Source organism: Ruegeria sp. AM9, assembly GCF_056540565.1.
Map to the genome: position 1 here is coordinate 1 of NZ_JBQFWY010000021.1, position 21349 is coordinate 21349.

At 52.0% G+C, this 21349-nt stretch carries 27 protein-coding genes; 13 read left to right on the top strand and 14 right to left on the bottom strand.

Going from position 1 to position 21349, the window contains the following annotated elements; translation table 11 throughout:
- Positions 1 to 275: 275 nt before the first annotated feature.
- Genes ACR0DO_RS18835 through ACR0DO_RS18845 form a run of 3 tightly spaced genes read right to left on the bottom strand, consistent with a single transcriptional unit; the run spans position 276 to position 2852 of the window.
- The gene (locus tag ACR0DO_RS18835; RefSeq protein WP_480560988.1) at positions 276 to 1604 is read right to left on the bottom strand and encodes a sensor histidine kinase; all 1329 of its coding nucleotides are present in this window, start codon (positions 1602 to 1604) and stop codon (positions 276 to 278) included.
- Positions 1604 to 2263 carry a response regulator gene (locus tag ACR0DO_RS18840; RefSeq protein WP_480560989.1) on the bottom strand — a complete coding sequence of 220 codons (660 nt, stop codon included), beginning with the start codon at positions 2261 to 2263 and terminating at the stop codon, positions 1604 to 1606. Before ACR0DO_RS18840 ends, ACR0DO_RS18835 begins: the two co-directional genes overlap by 1 nt.
- A 40-nt stretch (positions 2264 to 2303) precedes the next feature.
- Positions 2304 to 2852, bottom strand: coding sequence for a PepSY domain-containing protein (locus ACR0DO_RS18845; protein WP_480560990.1), 549 nt, complete (start codon positions 2850 to 2852; stop codon positions 2304 to 2306).
- Between the two features lie 206 nt (positions 2853 to 3058).
- On the opposite strand from ACR0DO_RS18845, the gene ACR0DO_RS18850 reads away from it, so the two are divergent.
- A complete protein-coding gene (locus tag ACR0DO_RS18850; RefSeq protein WP_480560991.1) occupies positions 3059 to 4081 on the top strand; it encodes a hypothetical protein in 1023 nt (340 codons plus the stop codon).
- 239 nt (positions 4082 to 4320) lie between these two features.
- On the opposite strand, the gene ACR0DO_RS18855 is transcribed toward ACR0DO_RS18850, so the two are convergent.
- Positions 4321 to 4509 (bottom strand): hypothetical protein, encoded by a 189-nt coding sequence (locus ACR0DO_RS18855; RefSeq protein WP_480560992.1) that lies wholly within the window; start codon positions 4507 to 4509, stop codon positions 4321 to 4323.
- A gap of 769 nt (positions 4510 to 5278) precedes the next feature.
- Here ACR0DO_RS18855 and ACR0DO_RS18860 point away from each other — a divergent pair.
- The 3 genes from ACR0DO_RS18860 (at position 5279) to ACR0DO_RS18870 (ending at position 6468) form a co-directional block, all read left to right on the top strand.
- Positions 5279 to 5452: a hypothetical protein gene (locus tag ACR0DO_RS18860; protein ID WP_480560993.1), complete on the top strand. Its 174-nt coding sequence runs from the start codon at positions 5279 to 5281 to the stop codon at positions 5450 to 5452.
- A 7-nt stretch (positions 5453 to 5459) separates the two neighbouring features.
- Positions 5460 to 5849, top strand: coding sequence for a PAS-domain containing protein (locus tag ACR0DO_RS18865; protein ID WP_480560994.1), 390 nt, complete (start codon positions 5460 to 5462; stop codon positions 5847 to 5849).
- Positions 5850 to 6063: 214 nt separating this feature from the next.
- Positions 6064 to 6468, top strand: coding sequence for an FAD-dependent oxidoreductase (locus ACR0DO_RS18870; protein WP_480560995.1), 405 nt, complete (start codon positions 6064 to 6066; stop codon positions 6466 to 6468).
- Between the two features lie 373 nt (positions 6469 to 6841).
- On the opposite strand, the gene tnpB (ACR0DO_RS18875) is transcribed toward ACR0DO_RS18870, so the two are convergent.
- Positions 6842 to 7192, bottom strand: coding sequence for an IS66 family insertion sequence element accessory protein TnpB (gene tnpB, locus ACR0DO_RS18875; RefSeq protein ID WP_480560996.1), 351 nt, complete (start codon positions 7190 to 7192; stop codon positions 6842 to 6844).
- A complete protein-coding gene (locus tag ACR0DO_RS18880; protein ID WP_480560997.1) occupies positions 7189 to 7614 on the bottom strand; it encodes a hypothetical protein in 426 nt (141 codons plus the stop codon). The genes tnpB (ACR0DO_RS18875) and ACR0DO_RS18880 overlap by 4 nt, the downstream gene beginning before the upstream one ends.
- A gap of 124 nt (positions 7615 to 7738) precedes the next feature.
- Here ACR0DO_RS18880 and ACR0DO_RS18885 point away from each other — a divergent pair, with 124 nt between their 5' ends.
- From ACR0DO_RS18885 to ACR0DO_RS18895, 3 genes are all read left to right on the top strand, one after another.
- Complete coding sequence (locus tag ACR0DO_RS18885; protein ID WP_480560998.1) at positions 7739 to 8734, top strand: radical SAM/SPASM domain-containing protein; 996 nt, start codon at positions 7739 to 7741, stop codon at positions 8732 to 8734.
- 1126 nt (positions 8735 to 9860) lie between these two features.
- On the top strand, positions 9861 to 10436 hold the full coding sequence (locus ACR0DO_RS18890) for a toll/interleukin-1 receptor domain-containing protein (protein WP_480560999.1): 576 nt from the start codon (positions 9861 to 9863) through the stop codon (positions 10434 to 10436).
- Between the two features lie 9 nt (positions 10437 to 10445).
- A complete protein-coding gene (locus ACR0DO_RS18895; RefSeq protein ID WP_480561000.1) occupies positions 10446 to 10862 on the top strand; it encodes a toll/interleukin-1 receptor domain-containing protein in 417 nt (138 codons plus the stop codon).
- 286 nt (positions 10863 to 11148) lie between these two features.
- Here ACR0DO_RS18895 and ACR0DO_RS18900 read toward each other — a convergent pair whose 3' ends face one another.
- The 4 genes from ACR0DO_RS18900 to ACR0DO_RS18915 form a co-directional block, all read right to left on the bottom strand.
- Positions 11149 to 11715 carry a metallophosphoesterase gene (locus ACR0DO_RS18900; RefSeq protein ID WP_480561001.1) on the bottom strand — a complete coding sequence of 189 codons (567 nt, stop codon included), beginning with the start codon at positions 11713 to 11715 and terminating at the stop codon, positions 11149 to 11151.
- A 50-nt stretch (positions 11716 to 11765) separates the two neighbouring features.
- Entirely contained in the window at positions 11766 to 12116 is a 351-nt protein-coding gene (gene tnpB, locus ACR0DO_RS18905) for an IS66 family insertion sequence element accessory protein TnpB (RefSeq protein WP_480561002.1), read from the bottom strand.
- A complete protein-coding gene (locus ACR0DO_RS18910) occupies positions 12113 to 12547 on the bottom strand; it encodes a transposase (protein WP_480561003.1) in 435 nt (144 codons plus the stop codon). Before ACR0DO_RS18910 ends, tnpB (ACR0DO_RS18905) begins: the two co-directional genes overlap by 4 nt.
- Before the next feature lie 68 nt (positions 12548 to 12615).
- Entirely contained in the window at positions 12616 to 13185 is a 570-nt protein-coding gene (locus tag ACR0DO_RS18915; RefSeq protein ID WP_480561004.1) for a recombinase zinc ribbon domain-containing protein, read from the bottom strand.
- Between the two features lie 146 nt (positions 13186 to 13331).
- Here ACR0DO_RS18915 and ACR0DO_RS18920 point away from each other — a divergent pair, with 146 nt between their 5' ends.
- The 3 genes from ACR0DO_RS18920 to ACR0DO_RS18930 all read left to right on the top strand — a co-directional run bounded on the left by ACR0DO_RS18920 (position 13332) and on the right by ACR0DO_RS18930 (position 14675).
- Entirely contained in the window at positions 13332 to 13733 is a 402-nt protein-coding gene (locus tag ACR0DO_RS18920) for a hypothetical protein (RefSeq protein WP_480561005.1), read from the top strand.
- Positions 13730 to 14080 carry an IS66 family insertion sequence element accessory protein TnpB gene (gene tnpB / locus ACR0DO_RS18925; protein ID WP_480561006.1) on the top strand — a complete coding sequence of 117 codons (351 nt, stop codon included), beginning with the start codon at positions 13730 to 13732 and terminating at the stop codon, positions 14078 to 14080. The genes ACR0DO_RS18920 and tnpB (ACR0DO_RS18925) overlap by 4 nt, the downstream gene beginning before the upstream one ends.
- A 103-nt stretch (positions 14081 to 14183) precedes the next feature.
- Positions 14184 to 14675: a hypothetical protein gene (locus tag ACR0DO_RS18930; RefSeq protein ID WP_480561007.1), complete on the top strand. Its 492-nt coding sequence runs from the start codon at positions 14184 to 14186 to the stop codon at positions 14673 to 14675.
- Between the two features lie 329 nt (positions 14676 to 15004).
- Here the strand turns inward: ACR0DO_RS18930 and ACR0DO_RS18935 are convergent, their stop codons facing one another.
- The 4 genes from ACR0DO_RS18935 to ACR0DO_RS18950 form a co-directional block, all read right to left on the bottom strand.
- Positions 15005 to 16015, bottom strand: coding sequence for a polysaccharide pyruvyl transferase family protein (locus tag ACR0DO_RS18935; RefSeq protein ID WP_480561008.1), 1011 nt, complete (start codon positions 16013 to 16015; stop codon positions 15005 to 15007).
- Between the two features lie 151 nt (positions 16016 to 16166).
- On the bottom strand, positions 16167 to 16799 hold the full coding sequence (locus ACR0DO_RS18940) for an SET domain-containing protein (protein WP_480561009.1): 633 nt from the start codon (positions 16797 to 16799) through the stop codon (positions 16167 to 16169).
- A gap of 70 nt (positions 16800 to 16869) precedes the next feature.
- A complete protein-coding gene (locus ACR0DO_RS18945) occupies positions 16870 to 18057 on the bottom strand; it encodes a hypothetical protein (protein WP_480561010.1) in 1188 nt (395 codons plus the stop codon).
- Between the two features lie 74 nt (positions 18058 to 18131).
- Positions 18132 to 18728: an SET domain-containing protein gene (locus ACR0DO_RS18950; RefSeq protein ID WP_480561011.1), complete on the bottom strand. Its 597-nt coding sequence runs from the start codon at positions 18726 to 18728 to the stop codon at positions 18132 to 18134.
- Positions 18729 to 19293: 565 nt separating this feature from the next.
- Here ACR0DO_RS18950 and ACR0DO_RS18955 point away from each other — a divergent pair.
- From ACR0DO_RS18955 to ACR0DO_RS18965, 3 genes are all read left to right on the top strand, one after another.
- A complete protein-coding gene (locus ACR0DO_RS18955) occupies positions 19294 to 19515 on the top strand; it encodes a hypothetical protein (protein WP_480561012.1) in 222 nt (73 codons plus the stop codon).
- A 27-nt stretch (positions 19516 to 19542) separates the two neighbouring features.
- Entirely contained in the window at positions 19543 to 20286 is a 744-nt protein-coding gene (locus ACR0DO_RS18960) for a transposase (protein ID WP_480561013.1), read from the top strand.
- Positions 20287 to 20487: 201 nt separating this feature from the next.
- Positions 20488 to 21123 (top strand): hypothetical protein, encoded by a 636-nt coding sequence (locus ACR0DO_RS18965; protein ID WP_480561014.1) that lies wholly within the window; start codon positions 20488 to 20490, stop codon positions 21121 to 21123.
- Positions 21124 to 21349 lie beyond the last annotated feature (226 nt).

Genomic DNA, 21349 nt, shown 5'->3' on the forward strand with positions numbered 1-21349 from the left:
GCCCGCACCGCGCGCGCAATGCAATAGGACATGGAGAACCGGGCTTCCATTTCGTTTTTGGGATGCGTGAACGGCATGTTCCGATAGTTCGTGCAAAACGCAACATTTGACACATTGGGCTCGATGCAGACCTGGGAGCTAGCGCAACCTGGGCTATTGCCCCATTTTTTGATCTGGTCAACGACCCATACCTATCGCTCATCCTCACCGTTTGCCCCCGAGAAATCGCTTTTGGGTATGCCTATATGTTGGAAGACTTGAGAGGACCCGTTAGGTCAAACGCGGATAACTATCTGGCATTTTAACCCGCCAAGGGATCGTGACTGGTCCAGATTCAGATGGGCACCGTAAGCTGCAAGCAAGTCGACCGCGATTGTCAGTCCCAGCCCGCTACCGCTGACGGATGTGTCAAGCCGTCCGCCAGATCGCAGGGCTTTGCGCACGGCCTCCTGCGGAATTCCTGGCCCGTCATCTTCGATGCAGATTTCGATACGGTCTTGTTTGAGTGCCGCTGTCAGACGCACCGACTGTCGGCACCACTTGATCGCGTTGTCCAGAAGGTTGCCCAGTATCTCTTCGATATCCTGTGTGTCCATCCGCACCCAGATGTCGGGGTTGTTTGTCACCTCCAACGTCTTGCCTTCGCGCTCAGCCATGAGGGAAAACAGCCGCGCAAGCCGATCGACCGATTTGGACAGATTGGTACGGGAATGGGTCAACTCAGCCGTGTTCATCGCCCGCATCCGGGCCAGCGAACGGCTGAGCTGTGCGTCGATCCGGTCCAGCGATTCCCGGGCTGTCCCCGTCTCAGCCCCCGTTTCCGAAAGATTCTGCAGTTCATTCCGCAGAATGGCAGCCGGGGTTTTCAGAGCGTGCGCAAGGTCGGCGGCCTGCCGCCGCGAACCGCTAACGATGTCACGGTTGCGCCGCAGTAACTGGTTCAGGTCTTCCACCAGCGGGGACACTTCTTCGGGGTAATCCGCAGGCCTGAGATCCTCATCCCTGTCCCAGCGATGCGCCACATCCGACCGCAGCTTGCGCAGCGGACCAAGAATGACGGACATCAGCAGCAAAGAACCCGCGACCCCGATCAAACCGACCAGCGCAAAGACAGGCAGCAGGCTTTGCTGTGCAGCCCGCCGTTCATTAAGCAGCTGAGCCCGGGATTCCGCGACACTGACGCCCCAGACCGTCCCGTCCTCGTAAGAGATTTCCTGGTAGACACTGCGCAGAGCCTCGTTTTCCGGGCCGCGGGTGTTCCAGAGAACAGTCGCCTCTGACGCACCCTTCGGTTCGGCGAGTGTCTCGTCAAACAGGGACGCCGACGTGAAAATCTCTCCGTCGCTGCTGCTGACTTGCCAATAACGTCCGGAATAGGGCGTGCCATATGCGGGGTCGAATATGAGATCGCGCAGCGCATCGGGGTTCTGAGTCGTGACACTCAGCCCGACCACTACCTGCGTGTGGCGGTCCCGTAGGGTGGTGTCGAATTGCTCGGATACCCGTGAATCGATGTAGGAAAACACGGCCAAAGTCCCCAAGCCAACGGACACGGCGCCTGATGCGATCCCGCCCAGCAATGCCCGTTGACGCAGGGATAACATCAGGCGGAATCGATCATGTAACCGCGCCCGCGGACCGTGGTGATCAGATCGGAACCCAGCTTTTTGCGCAGGCGGGTGACGAAGACGGCGATCGTGTTTGAATCCCTGTCCCCGTCATATTCATAAATATGCTCTGACAATTCGGTTCGAGAAATCATGCGCCCGGCATTATGGGCCAGGTAAGTCAGCACCGCGATTTCCTGGGCGGTCAGAATGACCGGAATGTCATCAACGGTGACCCGCCCGTTTCGGGTGTCGAGGATGACGTTCCCCATCTCGATCAGCGGGTTCAGCTGCCCGCTGTGACGCCGCAGGATGGCCCGCACACGCGCTGCCAGCTCGGGCATATGAAAAGGTTTGGTCATGTAGTCATCCGCACCGGCATCCAGGCCGTCGACGCGTTCGCTCCAGCCATCGCGGGCAGTCAGGATCAGCACCGGAGTTTTCACACCGGCACCACGCCAGTCGCGCAGGACGGATAGACCGTCGCGCTCGGGCAGGCCAATGTCCAGAATGATCATGTCGTAGGGTTCGGTTGAGCCCAGATGCAAGGCGTCGAGTCCGTTGTGGACCACATCCACAACCCGGCCTTCTGCATTCAGAAGTTTCTTAATCTGTTCGCACAGGCGCGGCTCATCTTCTGCCAGAAGGATTCTCATACTTAGAACTTATATGCGTGTGTGGCTGGCAGTTTAAACATTATCTTCTACCGCCGCCGTTGCCGCCGGAGTTCCCGCCACCGTTGCCGCCGCCATTGCCACCGGAGTTCCCGCCACCGTTGCCACCAGAGTTCCCGCCGCTATTGCCGCCGGAGTTCCCGCCGCCATTACCACCGGAGTTCCCACCGCCATTACCGTTGTTTGCCTTGCTGCTGGAATTCCCTTTGGACTTCGCATTGGCCGAATTTCCGGGACTGGACTTGGCCGCCTCAGAAATCTGGAGACCGACGCTGGATCGGTTGGGTACGACGACACCAGTCTTTGCATTGACGATCACGCTGATGATCTTACCGTTGGGCTTTTTGACCAGAATTCGGTAATAAACTTGGTCCGCCCTGAAAGCGCGCGCATCAACCGGGGTGCCGCCAAAGGCTTTTTCGACCCCTTTGATAACTTTTTTTAACCGAATGGCTCCACCCGAGGCAGTCGCCATGCGCAGCTCGGCCTGCTTCAGTTCACGTGCCGCCGCGTGCCCTTCAGTCGTTTGAAGAAGGGTGGCAAAGCAAGCTATGATCAACAGCTTTTTCATACCTAGTACTCTTTACCGGGCAAACGCGCCTCAATCTATCTGTTCCAACGTGAACGGGCGGTGAACAGCCAGTTACGCGTGGGTTAAATGCATATCGGTTCAAATGGGGTGTGGGGGTTGATTCCGACCCGCTTGGCCTGTTCGAACCTATGACAGACTGAGTTGCCCGGAAAAACGAAACCTGTAGTCGGTAGATGAGGGCCGTTATGAAAACCAAGACAATCAGCCTGATGAAGGCCACAGCCATTGCCATTGCCCTGTTAGGGTCAACCGCGATTGTTGGCGCCGTAGCTTTTCCTGATGTTGCCTACGCGAAAGAAGGCAAAGGGGGCGGCAAAGGCGGAGGAAACGGCGGCGGTAACGGCGGTGGCAACGGCGGCGGCGGCAATGACGGCGGCGGCAAAGGCAAGGGGGGCGGATCCGGTGCGTCGAAAGGCGACGGCCAGAAATCTGCGGGCAAAGCGGGTCGCAAAAGCGCCGATATCGGTGGCGGGCGAGCGAAGTCCTCCAAGGAAAAAGGATTTTCCCTGAAAGGGTTGTTCGGCGGCAAGAAGACACTGACCCTGAAAAAAGCTCCCAAAACAACAAGGGTGGCGCGCAAGGCTGAGAAAACCGCCCCTGTCACCAAATCCCTGCGTCCCGAGCCCCGGCCGAAGCGCGACAAGATCGCTGACCTTCTGGGCGTACATCCATCCGAACTGGGTGCGTTGAACGCAGCCAATGCAAGTGCGACCGCTCTGAACAATGCCGCACCCAATTCCCGCGTCGGTCGCATTGCACATTATCGCGACACCGTTCTGGCCGGAGAAGACCTGCGGGCCGCCCTTGAAGAAAAACAAGCCGTTTTGGATGGGATGACACCGCCCGATCGAACTGTCACCGAGATAGAAGAGGATCTCGAAGCTGCACTGTCGGATGTGCAGGATAAAAAGGATCGCGTGGCCGAGCTTGAAGAAGCCCTTGCAGAGGCCGGCGGGACCAACCCGGATATCGAAGCGCAATTGGACGATGCCAAGGCGGATTTGCAAGGCTCGATCGAAACCGCCGAAAGCCTGAGCGCCGAACAGCAAGCCGCGCAGGACTATGACGACGCCGTCGCGGAAGTCGATGAGCTGAACGAAGCCGTTGAAAACCAGCCCCAGAAAGAACGCGAAGCGCTTGAAGCTGCGGCTAACAAAACCGTAACCGATGAGGTCGAGGCAACGGTGAAATCGATGCTCGGACTTTGATCACCGGGGATTTCGCCACGCACTCGCGGAGATAAATAAGGCGACCGGGCCAGCCACGCATGATGGGGATCATGTGGCTGGCCCTTTTGCTTTGAACGGAGACAAGCGCCGGGATCACACAGCCCCCGGCTCCCTGCAGGCAAAAGAAAAGCCCGCTCCAAGGTGGAACGGGCTTTGACCTTAAGGTGTTTTCCCGGGCAGGACGAAGCCCGGGAAAACCAGGGCATCTGGGTAACCAGTCAGACGTCCCTTTTAGCCTCTTCAAGTCTTGTATTCTTGATGATGTCCAACAACGCATTCTCGATAGGTGGGAAGCGTCCACTGCTCGCATTCGCAGTATTCGGCGTCTCACGCTGCAGAGAGGTGCCATAGGAATGCATGGCTGCGGAAGCTCGGTTGGAAGAAACTTCAATGGCAGTTTTGATCATGCTGTTCCCCTTTTGTGGAATCAGGCCCTTTGTATTCGGCCAAAGGCTACATGGCCCAGTATGTGCCAATTAGGTTGAACATTTTGAGAATACATTGTTCACGTTCGGTTCACGATGTCGCTCGGGCGTGGGCAATGCGGTTAAGAAAAGCTCTGCAAAACTCTGGGCGCACCAAGTGAATGTTTCGGCCAGAGAAGGACCAGCCTCATAAGTACTTTGTGTCCGGCTTCTGCGCGTTTTGGCCAATCAAAGATTGCGCAGGATCATTCAGAATGACCCCAGAGTGGACCTCGGATGCAGCGCGACATCTGGTGAATTGCCACGGCCACCCGGACTGCGGGCGGCCCGTAACCGACCTTGAGCACTTCATTTAACGTTTTCGGTCGCAGCTCGCGTTTCGGAGGTCCGCCGCAGGTGCCCATTTTGAGGTTGGTGAACTCAAACATCTCGCAACAAACCTGCCCTTTGGACACGCGCCGGCCTATTCTCATCTCGGATCGGGCCAATATGCGATGTGCCATGGGCTTCGTGTCCGATACCTTCTTAGTTTACTATCGTGCCGCTGACGATCCAAACCATCAGTCTGAATCTTTTGATGTCACAGGAACCAGCAAAATAGCTACTCCTTCAACGTCAACCCAAAGGCACACACAAGCGGGCTGAAACAGCCTTTTTGTGGTTCCGCATATCAATTCAACTGCAAAATAGGCCGGAAAACTGAAAACAGTGATTTACCGACTTGCTGATTTCGCCAAATGGAGAGCGCAAAATGAACCAATCCGACGATCGCCATGCGTCAAAACCGGTAGGAACGAACCCGGCGCTGGACCGGATCGTCGATGCCATAAACACAATTCCAGAAGGCTATGCTTTCTACGATTCCGATGATCGATTGGTTTTAGCCAACGAGACATATCGAAAGATGCTGGCTGCAGGGGCATGAAGATCTGGTGAAACCTGGGATGACATTCGAACAAGTCGTTCGAAAGGCGCTGTCGCTCAATGTGATCGCAGATGCGATCGGACATGAAAAAGAATGGCTGGCGCAACGATTAAAACGCGACGACAACCCTGAAGGCACCCAGATGCAGAGTCGGACCTCCGGGGGCTGGATCAAAATCAGCGAGCGCACGACCGGCGATAACGGAACAGTCGCGATCTGCAGCGATGTCACTGAACTGAAGAAAGTCGAAGCATGCAACGCCGAACTTGCCCAGATCCCCCAGGAAAACCCCAATCCGGTCATGTGCATCACCGATCAAGGCAACCTAGTTTATTCCAATACGCAAGAATTCAACAGCAAGACATTCAAGTTGAACGATTTCGTTCGAGTTGGCTGAGCGCATATTTGGCTTCATCAGCGCGTCACCAATCCGCTGATCGTCGAATGGGACTCTTTGACATCTGACATCCATGGAACAACTCTACTCTGGGGGCTAATTCAAGGATCGAGAGCCAGCAGGCAAACATTCGCTCATAATTTGTAAGTCCCTTGTTTGTCAAATTTCTTTTACATAGCGTTTCTCATTAATTTACAACTTAAGCGAGATTTTTATGTTTGATGTTATTGTCATCGGTGGCGGTGTTGCAGGTTTAATGTCCGCCTATAAGTTCACACAAATCGGACTGTCCGTAGCCGTCATTGAAAAAAGTCCCACGCTTGCCTCGGGACCGTCAACCCGAAACGAAGGGTGGTTGCATCGCGGTTCGTACCATGCCGCATCGATAGCAGATCGAACAACAGCCATACAGGTGGCGCAGCGTTGCATTTACGGTCACGAGCAATTGTTAAGCTTCTGTCCTGAAGCTATCGAAGATAGAGACAAGCGGCCCTTGGCAATGGATTTACTTTCTTGCCATAGCAGACCCTGCAGCGAATGTGACTTACTTATCCATTTTTCGACGCACCAGCCTTGTCGTAGGATTCTTGCTGTCGGTTACTCTGATCGGAGAACGTAACGTCGGAAAAAAATCCATCGTAATTGCCCTGATTCTGGTCTCGACGATTACACTGGTTCTAGAAAATTGATCTTAACTGTTTAAGCCAATTATACAGCTCGAGTAGCGGGGAGGTGCACAATCCCTACAGGATTGGACGGCAGCCTTATCGGGATTCACACGCCAGTTCTCCGAGAATACGCATGCCGCTGAGATATCGCTATCCTTCGCCAGGACAGCACGCGCAGCGGCACAACAGACAAGCAGTCTGGCGTAATCTTCAACTGGCAGATTACTCTCCGCAGCCTCGGATAGAACATTCCCCAAGACGTATTCCGGAACACTGGTGATGGTCAAATTTGACAAGATATAACCCCTTCATTGATATCAATCTTCAGAAAGCAACCGGGCGTCGTGTGCCGCGCGCTATCACACGTTTCCAATCGAGCCCTTCGAAAAGGGCCTCAAACTGCGATTTGGTCATCGTCATCACCCCTTCACTGGCGCGGGGCCATTCAAAGCCCTTACCCTCGATCCGCTTGTAGACCAGCACAAGTCCAATCCCATCCCAGACAATGAGCTTCAGCCGGTCCGCACGTTTCGAACGAAAAACAAATATGGCGCCACTGAAGGGATCGAGGTCGAATTCATTCAGAACGATCGCGGCCAATCCATCCATGCCTTTGCGAAAATCAAAGGGCTTGATGGCGACGTAGAATTTGAAATTACCGGCCGGAGCAATCATGATTGGCTGTCCAATGTGAGCGCGATTTTGATCAAATCGTTCACAGGGTAATCGGCTGGAAAAGACAAGGTGTTTTCCCGACGTGTCAGAAGAATGCGATCGTCAGTTTCCAGTTCGCGGCTTGGCTGCGTCTCTTCGCCAATCAAAACTTCCGAAAAAATCCGTTCTTCGTTCCGCGCGACGCTTCCGACTCGTGAAGATTTCACGTCTGACCTCCATTTATAGACGAGGGATTGTGAGACGTTGCAGTCCTGCATGATGTCGCCAACGGTCAGTTCACCAAGATCAAGTTTGGTTTTGACAAACCGCTTGAAGCTGGGCGGCCAGCCACGGCGCCCGCCCGCATGCACTTCAATGGTGAAACCGTAGACTTCGAATGATTGTGGGAATTGCACCATGGCTGCCGTATCTCGTTTTGGCAATGTGCCATGGATGCAAATGGCTGATCAGGGGCTATTTAGGGGGTCAGATGCAACGCTTACGTTCAAGCTTGACTGGTCGCACATACTTTTATCGTCGCGTCGGTAAAAAGGAAGACCGCCAGACGTGAGCAATCAAATTGACATGAAACCCGTCCGAGGGGCTTCTCAGAATCAAAGGTTTAGTATTGTCTGGGTGCATCACTTTTTCAGAGAGGACTTTGCTATGCCGTTTGACCAGAATACTACTTTGAACTTTTTGTGGCTGGAGCTTACAAATACCTGCAATCTTGAGTGCACCCACTGTTATGCTGGTTCTTCGCCGACTGAAGTTGATAGTGCCCCCCTCTCATTTTCAGAATACGAAAAAATCCTGGACGATGCAGCGACTAATGGATGCAACGCAGTTCAGTTTATCGGCGGTGAACCTACGCTGAACCGCTTACTACCCGATCTCATTGAAACTGCTCGAACTAAGGGATTCAACTTCATTGAAGTATATACGAATCTAGTCCGCCTAACGAGCTCCCAAATAGAACATTACAAACAAAACGGCGTTCGCCTGGCTACTTCAGTGTACGGCAAGGACGCGCAAACTCATGATTTAGTTACGACCTACGCGGGCAGCTTTGAACGCACGATTGGCAACATTAAGAAGGCGATTGAAGCCGAGCTTGATGTGCGGGCTTCGGTGATCCGCATGGACTCGAATCAAGAATCTGCAAAAGATACCGTCGACTGGCTCAAGTCACTAGGCGTTGAGAGCGTCGGCTTGGATGATGCGAGGGCGTTTGGAAGAGCGCAGGCAAAAAAGCCTTGCGATATGGGAGAGCTTTGCGGTGAATGCGCTGGTGGTACTATTTGCGTTGACCCAAATGGTCAAGTTTCGCCCTGCATCATGTCTAAAACCTGGTCCATCGGCAATGTCAGACAAAAGTCGTTGGCAGATATCGCTGCCTCTCAAGCTCTCAAGAACATACGCGCTGAAATCAGACAGCGAGTAGAGACGCGGATGGGTGGTTGCCAACCATCGAACCGAAATCCTTGTGGACCCGATAGCGGCAACTGCAGTCCTTGCAGCCCTAACGGTCACTGTGGTCCGAATTCCTGCGCTCCAAAGTAGAGTTCATTCAATCGAGGACGGGCGCGCGGCAAGCGCCTGCCCGTACAGCGTTCCTAACTGTATCCTTGTTGCCACGATAGGCTTGAAAAGAAAGTTTTTTTGCGCCTGATTCAATGGCAGCCTCAAATGCAGCTTTCTTAAGTACTGGAGTAACCCATCCTTTCCGCAACATCTTTCGCACGATAAGCGCGAACAAAAAAATGCTACCAATATCATTTGAAGGAAGGAAAATTGCAGTCCCCAAAACAATCCTATTTCGGATCAAGACGATAGAAGTGTCCAAACAGTACCTGATATCACAAAGATCACCACCTCGTAGACGCTCTCTAAAAGTCTCGAAGGTGTCATCAAACAAGTCTGCGTGCAGGGGAAACACATCATGTTCAAAGTCGAGCGATAGCCGACGGATACAGAAGTCATCGGGCAGTTTATTCCGATCTCTCAACTTGCTGACGACACGGGCAGAGTCCTTGTGCAAGGAGCTTAAACTTGCTTCATACGCCTGATTCAAAAGAAGTTCTCCATATAGCAAACAACGCTAGGAAAGCACTCGATAGTCAGGGTTTCTTTAGTCTTCCGTGTATGGTGCATCCCGATCAAATTGCTTTCATAAAAGCTCGACTCACCGCAATACAGTGGCGTAGAACGCCCTTAAGCGAAACCAATAAGAGCCAATATTGGTTAGAAGCAGACTTACAAGACGAACAGAGAGTAAGACAAGCGCTCCTATCAACGTCGGTTTCTGAGGTGGTTGATTGCCTCGCAGGAACGCCAAAGCATTTAGCTTTTTGGTCAAATTGCTATAGCGAAGGCGAGTTCATTCCTCGCCATACAGACAATGACGGCGGACTGCAACTTTTGACAGGAATAGAGCTCACGCCGGGCTGCTTCGGGGGAGAGATCGTTTTTCATCATAATGGCACACATGCACTATTAATTAAGCCAGGTCACCAGGTTCTTTTCGATGCCTGCAGAACAGATCACGAAACTAGACCTCTTGTTAACCCGCTTGCCGAGTCTTGCCGTAGGGTTGTTTGTGTGACTAGGTTTTACTTTTAGGTCCAATTGCACGATCTGCAGCTGCGGTTCAGCTAACGGTGCGCGAGTAGAAAGAAGAGCATTGACAATGGGCATTTTCGTCGACGGGCATAACGATGTTTTTGTCAGCTATAGTCATGACGACAACACTTCCGCCAACAAAATCGTTGACTACTTTTGCATGCATCTTACCAAGCTCCTCAGGGTTGAGGCGAGGAGACGTGGTTATGATAGCAAAGTGACCGCGCGCATATTTCAAGATATCACTGGGCTTGCAAGGAATGGTGAAATTTCCAATGAACTTAGAAAAGAAGTTCTGCGCTCGGAGTTTTTGGTGATTTTTGTTGGGCAGTCATACCCAAATTCTTACTGGTGCGGTCAAGAACTCAAGGCCTTTTCAGAAAAATTCGGAAATGATAGAACTGCCGCAATCGAAAGAACATACGTGGCTGTAATTGAGCCAGAAGCCAAGATTCCAGGATGGAGTGATTTCTTAGAGTCGCCAGATCCGGCAATCACACGAGATTTTTTCGATCATACTACTGGCGAAACCCTGGAACACATTGTCGTATACGAGGGCAAAGGAGAACTTGGCCATCGCTTTCACAAGGAGGTGAAAGAAATCGCCAAGCACATGGTCGAAAGGGCTCAGAGCGGGCTATAGGAGCTCAAGATGGCACTACAAGCATATTTAGGTTACTCGACCGCTGATACAGTTACCGCGTCAGCTTTGAAAAAGTCGGTGGCTATTCTGAAAGCTAACATTGAATTTGTTGACCATACCAAAATCGCACCAGGGACGCCGGTCACGGAGGCGGTGGTTGAATTCATCGAAAGAGCAGACATAGTGTTCTTCCTAGTGAGCGAAAATTTTCATTCTTCTAAATGGTGCATGGAGGAATTGAATTTGGCCGACTCCCTTGGAAAGTTCATAGTACCGCTTTTGATCGGTGCTGGAAGGCTCCCTGAAAGATATGATCACCTCAACCCAGTTGTCTTGAGAAGGTCCGAAGAGTTTTCAGAGATGCTACGATCTGACATTCAAACCCTGCAAGAACTAGTGCTCTCTACGAAGGTTGTGCGCTCGTAATTATCTTTTCTTCAGGACGGGATCAGCTGCGCAGTTTGCATTTGGAATGCACACGTCATTTTCATTGGCGCGCAAACTAACTTTTGGAGTTCTCAATCAGAGAAAGTACGGTTCAGACAAGACCGTCAAAGCCGCTTGTCAATGGCCGCTCTGGCCAAGTTCGCTGCATCGCAACAAAATCGCTGCCGCACCTGCGAACGGACGCTGCGACAGCAAAGCAGGAAAAACGAATGACGACAATGTCCGCTTTGGATCATTTTGAACCTCTAATGCCGAACGGCCGGATTCATTCTAGTTCCCTCTGGTGCTCGACATCCGACCAGTGCTTATTGACTGGCAGTTTACGCGCCCGTCGCGCTACGTCATCGTACGTCACCGGAATGAAATCCCAAACACCAACTCCTACATTGATGGAATTTCGCGAGCCGCGCCAATTGTTGTGAACATGTCCAAACAATTGTAGAGCGTCACGTCTCGCGTGGTTCCACGTAATCATTGGGTAGTGGCACAGCGTGTTGCGCTCGTTCTTGGGCCCGTCAGCCACTTCTGCCAATAGTGATACCGAGGACCAATCCAATGACTGGGTAAGGTCGCTGTCATGATTGCCAACGATCAGGTGTTTTCGCGCTCCAGGCAGCTGGTTAAATATCTGTTTTAGGTACGCCGCGTCCTTAGCTGGCGCACCGAAAGCAAAATCTCCTATGATCCAGAGATCGTCCTCAGGCTTCACGACCTTCCACATGTTTTCTAAAATGACGCCGTCCATATGAGCGGAGGATTTGAATAGGCGGTCGCAGAACCGAATAACGTTCTCATGCCCAAAATGGGTGTCAGCCGTGTACCAATTCGTCATGTTTGCCGCTTCATTTCTTTTGTTGTTTCGTGCCCCAAAACGCGATCGTCTTAGACGGCGACTGGACGCCGCATACCTCTGGCGGTAGCACGCTTCCAGTCGAGCCCTTCAAACAAGGCTTCGAATTTCGATTTAGTCAGGGTAATCATACCGTCTTGGATACGCGGCCACTCGAAGCCTTTACCCTCAATACGCTTGTACGTCTTCACTAGACCGGTTCCATCCCAAACGATCAACTTCAACCGATCAGCCTGTTTCGAGCGGAAGATGAAGATGGCACCGCTGAAAGGGTCGAGCTCAAACTCATTCAATACGATGGCGGCCAGACCATTCATGCCCTTTCGAAAATCGACAGGCTTGGTGGCTACGTAGAATTTGAAATTGCCCGCCGGAGAGATCATTGGTCACGTTCGAACGCGCTGATCAACTGAGCGAGCTGATCGATTGGGAAATTCGACGGTAGCAGAACCTCGCAGCCTGCGCGCCTGAAAACAATCTGTGGCGTCGGAGAAGGTGCAACTGGCTCAGCACGCTCAACCTTGATTTCGGCAAACGCCGGAGCTGGCTGTTGAGTCTTCTTTGGTTTGTGCGGTGACTTTCGAGACCCACCTTTCCGCCAATTGTAGGCCGTCTTGTTCGATACCTGACAAGTCTTTTGCACCTCACCGATTGATAGCTCGCCGGATCTCATTCTCTGACCCATCGCGCGTTTGAACTTTGTTGGCCAAAGACGGCGGCCATCTTTCCCAACGGGAATTGAGTAACCGTAGGCGTGGAAGACGTTTTGTATTTTCTGGTCACTTGCGAGCTCACCCAAAGCTTGAGAATTCATGATGCCCGTATCCTTTTTGAGGCATCATAAACGGATCAAATTGGCTTATTCAGGTGCTATTTCGGGGGTCAAATGCAACGCTTACCTTCAGGGATCAACCTGATCTCCGATAGTAGGCTGCGAATGATGGATGTTGCTTCGGCCTGAGAAGAGGGATCGCGCAGCGCTGTAGTCAAATTGGCGACCTGTTCCCGATAGAGGTCGGACAGCCCTGGATGCAGTAAAACTGGCAGTTCATCTGACACCGAATCGATGGTGTCTTGGAGTTCGGATTTACGCGCCTCCAACGCGGTCAGTTTATCCTTCATGCTGGGGTGGAACATGCCATCGCTGATGGCGTTTATGAGATTGGCGATCTTACTCTCCACCTGCGCCAGATCACGTTCGGCTTTACCCCGCTCCTGTTGAATGGACCCGGCAAGGCGGTTGTATTCCTCTTGATAGGCTTTGGCGAATTCTGCAATCAGATCGGGGTGCAGCAACTGTTCCTTGAGGCCGGAGAGAACACAGTCCTCCAATTCCGAACGTTTGATCGTCAACCGGTTGTCGCAGGTGCCTTTGTTCCGTTGGGTGGAACACCCGTAGTAGTGTTTGCCGACTTGGATGACACCGCCGCCACAACACCCACAGGTCAGCATGCCGGAAAACAGATGCCGTGCCCGCTTGGTGCGGCCCAGCTTCCTGATGCCATCGCTGATTGTAAGCGTTGCATCTGACCCCCTAAATCACCCCTGCTCAGGTCTTTTGCCTCATGCGATACTGCCTAAAACGAGAGGCGGCAGATATGGGGCAATTTCCTCAGTCGTTCGAAGTCTACGGCTTCACTATCGAAGTGCATGCCGGCGGCCGCCGTGTCTGGCCGCCCAGCTTCAAGCGATTTATAAAAACCAAACTTGACCTGGGTGAACTGACTGTCGGTGACATAATGGAGGAGTGCAACGTTTCGCAATCCCTCGTCTACAAATGGAGGTCAGACGTGAAATCTTCACGGGTCAGAAGCACTGCACGGAACGAAGAACGGGTCTTTTCAGAAGTCCTGATTGCCGAAGAGACGCCTCCAAACAGCTATCCGGAGACCGATGATCGCATTCACCTGACGGGCCGGGAAAGCTCCATATCTTTTCCGGCCAACTATCCGGTGGACGATCTGGCCAAAATCATGCTCGCGATTGAGGGTCGCGTATGATTTCCCCAGCCGGCAACTTCAAATTCTACGTCGCCACCAGGCCGGTTGATTTTCGAAAGGGCATGGATGGCCTTGCTGCAATGGTCATGAATGAGTTCGATCTCGATCCATTCAGTGGCGCGATCTTCATCTTCCGCTCGAAACGCGCGGACCGGCTGAAGCTCATCGTTTGGGATGGGACCGGCCTTGTGCTGATCTACAAGCGGATCGAGGGTAAGGGATTTGAATGGCCCCGAGTGAGTGACGGAGTGATGACGATGACCAAATCGCAGTTCGAGGCCCTTTTCGAAGGGCTCGATTGGAAGCGCGTGATTGCGCGTGGAACCCGGCACCCGGTCGCGGTTTGACGCCGTTACCAACAAAGAGGTTACGTCTTGTCAGATTTCGTCATAACCAACATTTTTGACTTCGTCTTGCATCGCGCCGAAACTTCGGGGACTCACATTCAGTATGAAGCGCTTAAAGGATTTAGAGGGGCCATTTTTGCAGGAGTTTAAGAACGACGCGATTCGAGACTTGTGGAAGCAATCCCAGTTGATCGTTTGGCCGGACACATATTGTATGGTTGGATTCGACCCACAGGATCGAGCCAGTGCTTTACATTTGATTTCGCAAACCACACCCACCGAGCATTATGTGTCATTGATTTGCGATCAGCATGAAGTGGCGGTTATCTTGCCCGAAACGATCTGGAAGCAATGTGAGATATCTGCAGTTGGTCGCGATAGCTACGGGCCACTCGTCTGCCTAACTTTCGACGTGCCACTCGATATCGAAGTTGCGGGCTACCTTCAGCCCGCCGTTAATTGCTTGGCGAACGCTGGACTATCAATAGTTCCGCAATGTGCGCTGATCTACGATCATATTCTGGTAGGCGAAACAGACCGGGATGCAGCGATATCGGCTTTGACCGAACTTAGGCACCGCGCGTGCAGAATCTGAAAGGTTTGAGCACCTGAATCTCAGTTTATTGTTTGCACAATCTTAGTAAGACTGAGCGGTCCACTTTTGGAATAGCGCAAAAGCGGCCGTTGGCGCCGGGTGCAGCGAAATTCTCCGACGAGCCCTAAGCCGCCGTTGGTCACACTTCAGCCCTTTGCGCATGCAGTTAGTCGCGAACTGCAGAAACCGGACGTTGGATGTCCGAATACCGGGGGCGCATTTCAAACTAACCAGAGCCTTCGGCACACACAGCCCATGATCTCTGAAAAACTCTGAAGACTGGCACAAAGACACCAACTTGATCGCAACTGAACATAACCGCAGCGCGTCTACTCCTGCAGGAGAGCCTTAGCTATCGACAACGCCTCGCATGACGTAGAGGCTCGCGAAGCAAGTGTATTCCCCTGCCACGTATCTAAATAGCCAAATAACTTACCATAGGAGTTATCCATCACCACGTGGCGCTTGCCCATCATACTGCATAAAATATGGCCATGCAGCCGATCCGTTACGACTATCTGGCCCGCCCCAAGCAGTTCGACTCCTCGTTGCAAATTGGATCGGCTCCAACTCCAAAAAGCGCTATCAACGAAGCGCATTAGAAATGCTGATGAGTAAGGAGCAGACTCTGCAATCTTGGGGGCCGATTCAATTAGAATTTGCGACCTTTCTTCATGTGCCCAGTCTTCGACCTGTAGAATGCTTCCTTGTTCTTGCTGGCCAAACAAGTCCACTTTTCTTTCACGATCATCACGGGTCAAAGCCAGAATCGGGACTGAGGGCTTTCTTTTTGCAGCGAGAGGGCCCAGTGCATAAGCCAGATCAGGACAAAGCACTGAAGTGCAATCAAAGTTCCTCCGGGCAAATTCCAGACTGGCTGTGTCGCGCACCATCAAGGTGAAATCGGGATGTTCTGCAATAGCCGCCTGTGTTTCCCTGACGGCCTCTCCGCTTTCATCCGAGAAGTGTATAGACTGAGGCAACTGCACGATTTTGTAGTCGCGAAATAACCTGAGCGTATTTGCACGGTGGCCGCTATACCACTCCCACACGTCACCAAAATTGCCTCCGCCCAACAGAAAAATTGTCCCGTCTGGCATGAATTCCCGCAACCTCGTCGGATAAATCAATGTCCGTGAGACAAAACGCGACCTTCGCCCAAAGTGGCTCCTGAGCAGTTTGTTCGTACCAAGCCAAATTGCATTGTCACCCACGTTAGCATGCGCCGGGAAATCGAGTAGTGCCCAATTGGACGACAGTTCACCGCCTAGGACATCATCCAATACAGTTTCGATGCGATTCAGCGTGGATCTGAGGTGAAACTCTGTACTTTCGACCATAAACTTTTTCTTGCTCTTTATTATGTTCATGGCAGACGCACGCTTTCTGCATTCCAAATCCCAGTCCTCCACCGGATCACAAACCATCTGCGTGAATGGTCGCATTGTGAAAACGCTACGATCCGAAAACCTTAGTACCTCAGCGCAATGGCTACTTGCTTTCAGTGAAAGCATCCCATCGCGCGCGTAGTCGACTTGCAAAAGAAGGCGGGCGATTGTGGTTGGGACATTGCCTTTGCGTTTCGCCCTTTAGCGCCTGTTCAGGCGCCGGGAAGTTCAGCGCAACCGACGACAAGGGCTGTGGGACGTTGTTCATAAGATCTAGAGCATCGGACACTTTTGGCTGAAGGTCGAGCCATCTTTGTTCTTTATCCCGAGGGTCGATAATATTCCGGCATTTTGGTGATCCGCAGCCACACTCAAACTCTGCCCCGACATTGTATGTGGCATAGTCTGACGTGATCTGCTCGCCCGCATGGATATCCCTAATGGCGATTTCGCAGTCGTAGCCACGGACCAGACATGAGGTTGGGTCACAGCTATGGTTTTGATATCGGCCGTTGTCCCAATTCAATATGTAGAGACCCTGATCACTCCGGTAAGCGTATTTCAAAAAGTCGTGGTAGAGGACTTCTGGGAGGCTCTCGGTGCTTTGGGGTGTCAGCACGATGTCCAAGGCGTCTCGGCACCAAGTAATTGTACCTTTTGGGATATCGGCAGTTGCTACAATTCCCGAGCCAGTAGCGTCGTTGATTGCGACCAGCTTTGTATCGGGATGTATCACGTGGCTGCTCTCTTACGTTAGTTTGTGGCGTGCTCGGACAGCCGAACAAGACATTGGGTTTGTGTCGTTGTCAGGAGATAAGTTCTCGGACGGCAGACCGAAAATACCTTAACGATCGTGCGAGAGAACCATCTGATTTGTACATTGTCGGCATAAAGGGACTGACTTGTTCCTTGATATCCCGAACCCATGGTTCAGAGCAATTTCGCTCGTCCGCAAAATCAATCAAAGGCAGCAGGTCACCCATAGTTCCGTCGCTAATTTTTAGCCGGTTGATCATGTGACGCTCAAACTTGGTCTTAAAGCAAATGAGTTCGTCCTGACCAGCGGCCCTGAGAGCCAAACGGGTTTGAATGCACTTGTCGCATTCTCCACAGTTCTCCGAGCGAACCTTCCCTTCCCAACAAAACTGCGCCAGACTCAGCATTTCGCGCCATTCTTCGGCCAAGTAGGCAATTTTTTGGGGACGTGAATGTCCCGCACCGTCATGAATAATCTCGATTTCATCGCCCGATAAAAGATAGTCAGTTGCCGGGCTGGACCCCCAGGCATGCGGTACGAAACTAACGTAGTTATAGGGATCCGAGCTGGCGATTGCCCCCGCATAGTTGTCGTGTGCATATAGGTGCAATATCCCGGCAAGCGCGGCACCATGGCTATGCTCCCAATTGGACGGCAAACTATCACGGAGCGATGTTTTTACGACAAGCAACTCGACGCCAGCAGCATCGGTTATTTTCTCGATACGTGTGCGAAGAGCGTCAAAGTCTTTTTGATTGGACTGGGGTATGTCGAAACCGTGGACCAGAACGGCCGATCTTGGTGTTCCATCACTTGCAGAATTGATAGGGCTCTGAGGTCTTTGCAGCGTGAAAATCGAATCCACCCCGCCCGAAAACGTCTGGACCACACCACGGTTTTTTGTCTCTCGTGCGGTATCATCGGATCTGGCGATGCCCTGCGGCTCGATCTCCGCCATCTGATACCACGCTGGGTAGTGGCAATGCCAGGCTTCCTGAAAAGCAACGATATTGCGATAGAGTTTTTCGCTTATAACGCCGTCTACCTTCAGCCGCTTACAGTGCTGCATAGCGTGGAAAATAACTAGGCACAGCGGGCCATCTAACGTAAGTGGATTTGATCTGGGCGCGCTAAGTTCGGTATCCACGCGAATACTGCCGCCAATGTCACCATGCAGAATGATACTTTGTCGGCCTAAGGACGGCGCGTCTTCGACCTCCAATGTTAAAGTCGTCATTCCTATTCCAGATCAGGTTTGGCAGAGCTCGGAGGCTATCATGTGACTACATAGCATGATCGTTGCAGGCATTTCTATCTATGGGACGATTTGGAAAGTTCAGCTTGAATGTACTGTGGCAGCAAGTTCAAGCGCACGTATCTTTCCAGCATCTCTTCCGGGACCGTCAGCACATTGCCAATCGTCTGCCTGCAATTCTCGGACTGACATAGGCAGGCCATGCTCCAGTCCTCGGCGGCCACGTCGGAACTGACCGTAGTGGAATAGTCGAAGGTCACCTCTTCCCCTGCACGAATATCGCGAATGGCAATCAGTTCATTCTGCCCTCTTATCCCGGCGTTTGGAGAGCAGCTGTGGTTAATAGCCAAAGACTGGGCATCCAAATCAATGTACAGGTCTGTGTCAATTTGCAGGGGGTCGTCCGGAGACAGTTGACCGCTCAGAATCCGGCGATTGATCTCTGCGAAGTTTAGCATCTCACCGGACATGTGCCTAATGAAGTGGCCTTCTGGGATGTCAGACGTCGCAAACGATCCTCGCCGATCGATATTGGATTTTCCCACGGATAGCGATTGCGCATTTTCGGGTGGAAAGGTGCGAATTTCGCTGGCACCTTGTCGACGTCCGAATGTCCTGAGAATTGCATTTTTGAAGGAGTTCAACAATTCCACGCAGAGCCTCTTTAAGGTTTAGGATGTCGCAGAGGAAGTACCCCACAAGTATATTGGTAGCAACCGTGCCGGTCTTGATCCAGAGGATTGGGCGTGATGTTGAAAATGCGCTTTCTGCCCGTCGTTCCGCCTCGGTCGTGCGTCTGTTTGGGTATCTGATTGGGGTTCGGAGAGGGCGACGAAATCTTCTCATTGAAAGTTTACTAGTGAGAACCAACCGAACGTTGCAAAGTCCGCTTTCCTACGAAAGCTACCGTCAGTGATCCTGAGTAATGCAAGGGCAGCGAATGTCAGCTTGCCAAATCCAAGCGGATCCAAGAGGCCATAGCTGCGGCACTTTCCGTTAGTGTCGTCGAATTATGGCCTGAGTTCTTCCCAGATACTGACGGCACAGGAGGTCGGAAATGATCAACTAGCTTATTTAGAAGGGTTTGAAATAAGTGAGGCCCCGAGGATTTTCACGATCCTCAAGGGCCAAAAAACCGCTAGTCACGATCTCACTTAATTCATCCCATTCCAAATCCCAAGCAGTGCACCCAATTTGCAGGGTGCACACGGAAAAAATGTGCCCAAAGCACTGAAGGGGATGAAAGTGCAGGAAATTCAAACTTGGAGCTCGCAGCTCGCGAGCCATCCGGAGCTGTTCGTGTCAGCTCTGGCATTGGAAATCGCCGCGGCTGACCTTCGCCGTGATGCCGAATTCGAAAACAAGCTCGTTGAGCATGAAGCGACACTATCCACGGCCAGCGCCAAAGAGAAAGTTCTAAAAGCTGAAAACCGCAGATAAAAGGCAGCCAACACCAAGTTTAGAAGCATGCTGTTTGGACCTTCTAGCGAGAAGGATGACGGGACATCGGATGAGGACGACGATCCTGATAGTGCGAAGAATGATGTAGAATCCGAAGACAAGCCGCCAACGAAATCCAGTGGCGATGCGACCGAGCAAGCTAAGAAACCAAAGAAACCACGTGGAAAACGTGGGCGGCAAAAACTTGACGTGCCTGATTTTTTGCGTCGTGTTCCGAAGACTATCGAACCCGACGGCGGCTCCCTATGCGAATGCGGTGGTTCGATGCGCAAAATCGGCGAAGAGACTACCGAGCGCTTGGGATACAAACCCTCTGAAGTCTTCGTGATTGAAGAAAGCCGCCCAAAATATGTGTGCCGTTGTTGTGACAGGTTCCGCCAGGCGAAAGCTACACCACGTATATTTGAGTCATCAAAATATGACGATAGCCTCGTCTCTGGAATTCTTGTCGGCAAATTCGCGGATTTCTTACCGAACTACCGGCAGCAGCAGATATTTCTGAGAGCCGGTGTTCAATTCGCTGACTCGACGATGTCACGTTTGACGACTCGTGCAGTTGAAGCGCTTCAACCTGTGTATGACCTGCTGAAAGAAGATCTCCTGTCGAGCTCAAAACTCTTCATGGATGAAACACGAATACCGCAATTGTTGCCCGGAAACGGAAAGACAAAGACTTGCTGGGCTTGGGCGCTTTGCCGCGATGACCGTCGCTGGCTGGGCAATGAACGTCCAGGAGTCATTTTTGATTAGTCCGGCACTCAGGCGTTGTCTCCCCCTTGGATTCTCGAACTCAACTATTTAATATCACTTGATGTTTTGAAATTGGCCACGCAGACGTTGATACGGGGTGCAACAATCGTACGATCCCCGCCAGTTGTACCTTAAGGTACGAGGGAATTGCCCCGCGGGGATAAAAGGTCTGCTTTGAACTGCGCGCAGACAAAATTGAGTGTGGTAGCCCAGACATTTGACAATGACCGGTTGGGGCTCATCGAAACCCAAGAATTAACCTTCTTGCATTTACTCCTCTCGGTTTCCAATTTGAGAATAGACAAACTAGGAACGATGATGAGTGCTCGATTATCAACAGCCATTCGGATCGGTGACGCCGCAAGAGCGGTTTTGCGAAAGACGCAGAGCTTTCCAGACCAGCGTTTTGAAGAAAATAAAGACTGGGATGAGCGCGAACATTTCGGTGTAGAACCGATGCTGTTGGCACTATCGATGGAGTTGGCACTCAAAGCCTGGTTCGTTTTCGATCACGATGATCCGAAAGTTATTAAGTCGCATGATTTGACAAAGTTGTTTGACGGCTTGTTGCCCGAAAGCCAGCGGCGGCTTGATGACGAGTTCAAGCGAACTGTAAACTCGTGTCGCCCCAGCATTATTTACGCCGACTACGGTATTCGTGACATTCTTTCGCAGCATAAAGATGCATTTGTAGATTGGCGCTATCTCCACGAGGCAAAGAAAACGATGATGTTTGACCGGAGCGCTTTCGAGGCGACGGTCGAGATGGTGCTCCGCGAATTCAGAAAGAGATACCGCATTGAACCGGTGAAACCACTCTTTCATTATCCTGACTGATGCGTCTTCGGGCCGGTATCGTCGTGCCATGGTTGCAAAAGCGTTATGTTGGGGCAAGGGCAGCTTAGGGCTCATCGCGACTTTTCGGGGATTTGTGCGAGTAGTCACTGTTGCGCGCTCACCACAGGTTGAATTCGCACCGTTTGCTTCCACAGTGCTTCCAGTTGGGTTGGCGCAAAGCAAAAAGCCTCGCGAGTTGCGAGGCTAAGTGTTTGATATCCGACCG

Coding starts and splice junctions, on each gene's coding strand:
- ACR0DO_RS18835 (WP_480560988.1), bottom strand. CDS start 1,604: ATGTTATCCCTGCGTCAACGGGCATTGCTGGGCGGGATCGCATCAGGC.
- ACR0DO_RS18840 (WP_480560989.1), bottom strand. CDS start 2,263: ATGAGAATCCTTCTGGCAGAAGATGAGCCGCGCCTGTGCGAACAGATT.
- ACR0DO_RS18845 (WP_480560990.1), bottom strand. CDS start 2,852: ATGAAAAAGCTGTTGATCATAGCTTGCTTTGCCACCCTTCTTCAAACG.
- ACR0DO_RS18850 (WP_480560991.1), top strand. CDS start 3,059: ATGAAAACCAAGACAATCAGCCTGATGAAGGCCACAGCCATTGCCATT.
- ACR0DO_RS18855 (WP_480560992.1), bottom strand. CDS start 4,509: ATGATCAAAACTGCCATTGAAGTTTCTTCCAACCGAGCTTCCGCAGCC.
- ACR0DO_RS18860 (WP_480560993.1), top strand. CDS start 5,279: ATGAACCAATCCGACGATCGCCATGCGTCAAAACCGGTAGGAACGAAC.
- ACR0DO_RS18870 (WP_480560995.1), top strand. CDS start 6,064: ATGTTTGATGTTATTGTCATCGGTGGCGGTGTTGCAGGTTTAATGTCC.
- tnpB (WP_480560996.1), bottom strand. CDS start 7,192: ATGATTGCTCCGGCCGGTAATTTCAAATTCTACGTCGCCATCAAGCCC.
- ACR0DO_RS18890 (WP_480560999.1), top strand. CDS start 9,861: ATGGGCATTTTCGTCGACGGGCATAACGATGTTTTTGTCAGCTATAGT.
- ACR0DO_RS18895 (WP_480561000.1), top strand. CDS start 10,446: ATGGCACTACAAGCATATTTAGGTTACTCGACCGCTGATACAGTTACC.
- ACR0DO_RS18900 (WP_480561001.1), bottom strand. CDS start 11,715: ATGACGAATTGGTACACGGCTGACACCCATTTTGGGCATGAGAACGTT.
- tnpB (WP_480561002.1), bottom strand. CDS start 12,116: ATGATCTCTCCGGCGGGCAATTTCAAATTCTACGTAGCCACCAAGCCT.
- ACR0DO_RS18910 (WP_480561003.1), bottom strand. CDS start 12,547: ATGAATTCTCAAGCTTTGGGTGAGCTCGCAAGTGACCAGAAAATACAA.
- ACR0DO_RS18915 (WP_480561004.1), bottom strand. CDS start 13,185: ATGCTGACCTGTGGGTGTTGTGGCGGCGGTGTCATCCAAGTCGGCAAA.
- ACR0DO_RS18920 (WP_480561005.1), top strand. CDS start 13,332: ATGGGGCAATTTCCTCAGTCGTTCGAAGTCTACGGCTTCACTATCGAA.
- tnpB (WP_480561006.1), top strand. CDS start 13,730: ATGATTTCCCCAGCCGGCAACTTCAAATTCTACGTCGCCACCAGGCCG.
- ACR0DO_RS18930 (WP_480561007.1), top strand. CDS start 14,184: ATGAAGCGCTTAAAGGATTTAGAGGGGCCATTTTTGCAGGAGTTTAAG.
- ACR0DO_RS18935 (WP_480561008.1), bottom strand. CDS start 16,015: ATGGTCGAAAGTACAGAGTTTCACCTCAGATCCACGCTGAATCGCATC.
- ACR0DO_RS18945 (WP_480561010.1), bottom strand. CDS start 18,057: ATGACGACTTTAACATTGGAGGTCGAAGACGCGCCGTCCTTAGGCCGA.
- ACR0DO_RS18960 (WP_480561013.1), top strand. CDS start 19,543: ATGCTGTTTGGACCTTCTAGCGAGAAGGATGACGGGACATCGGATGAG.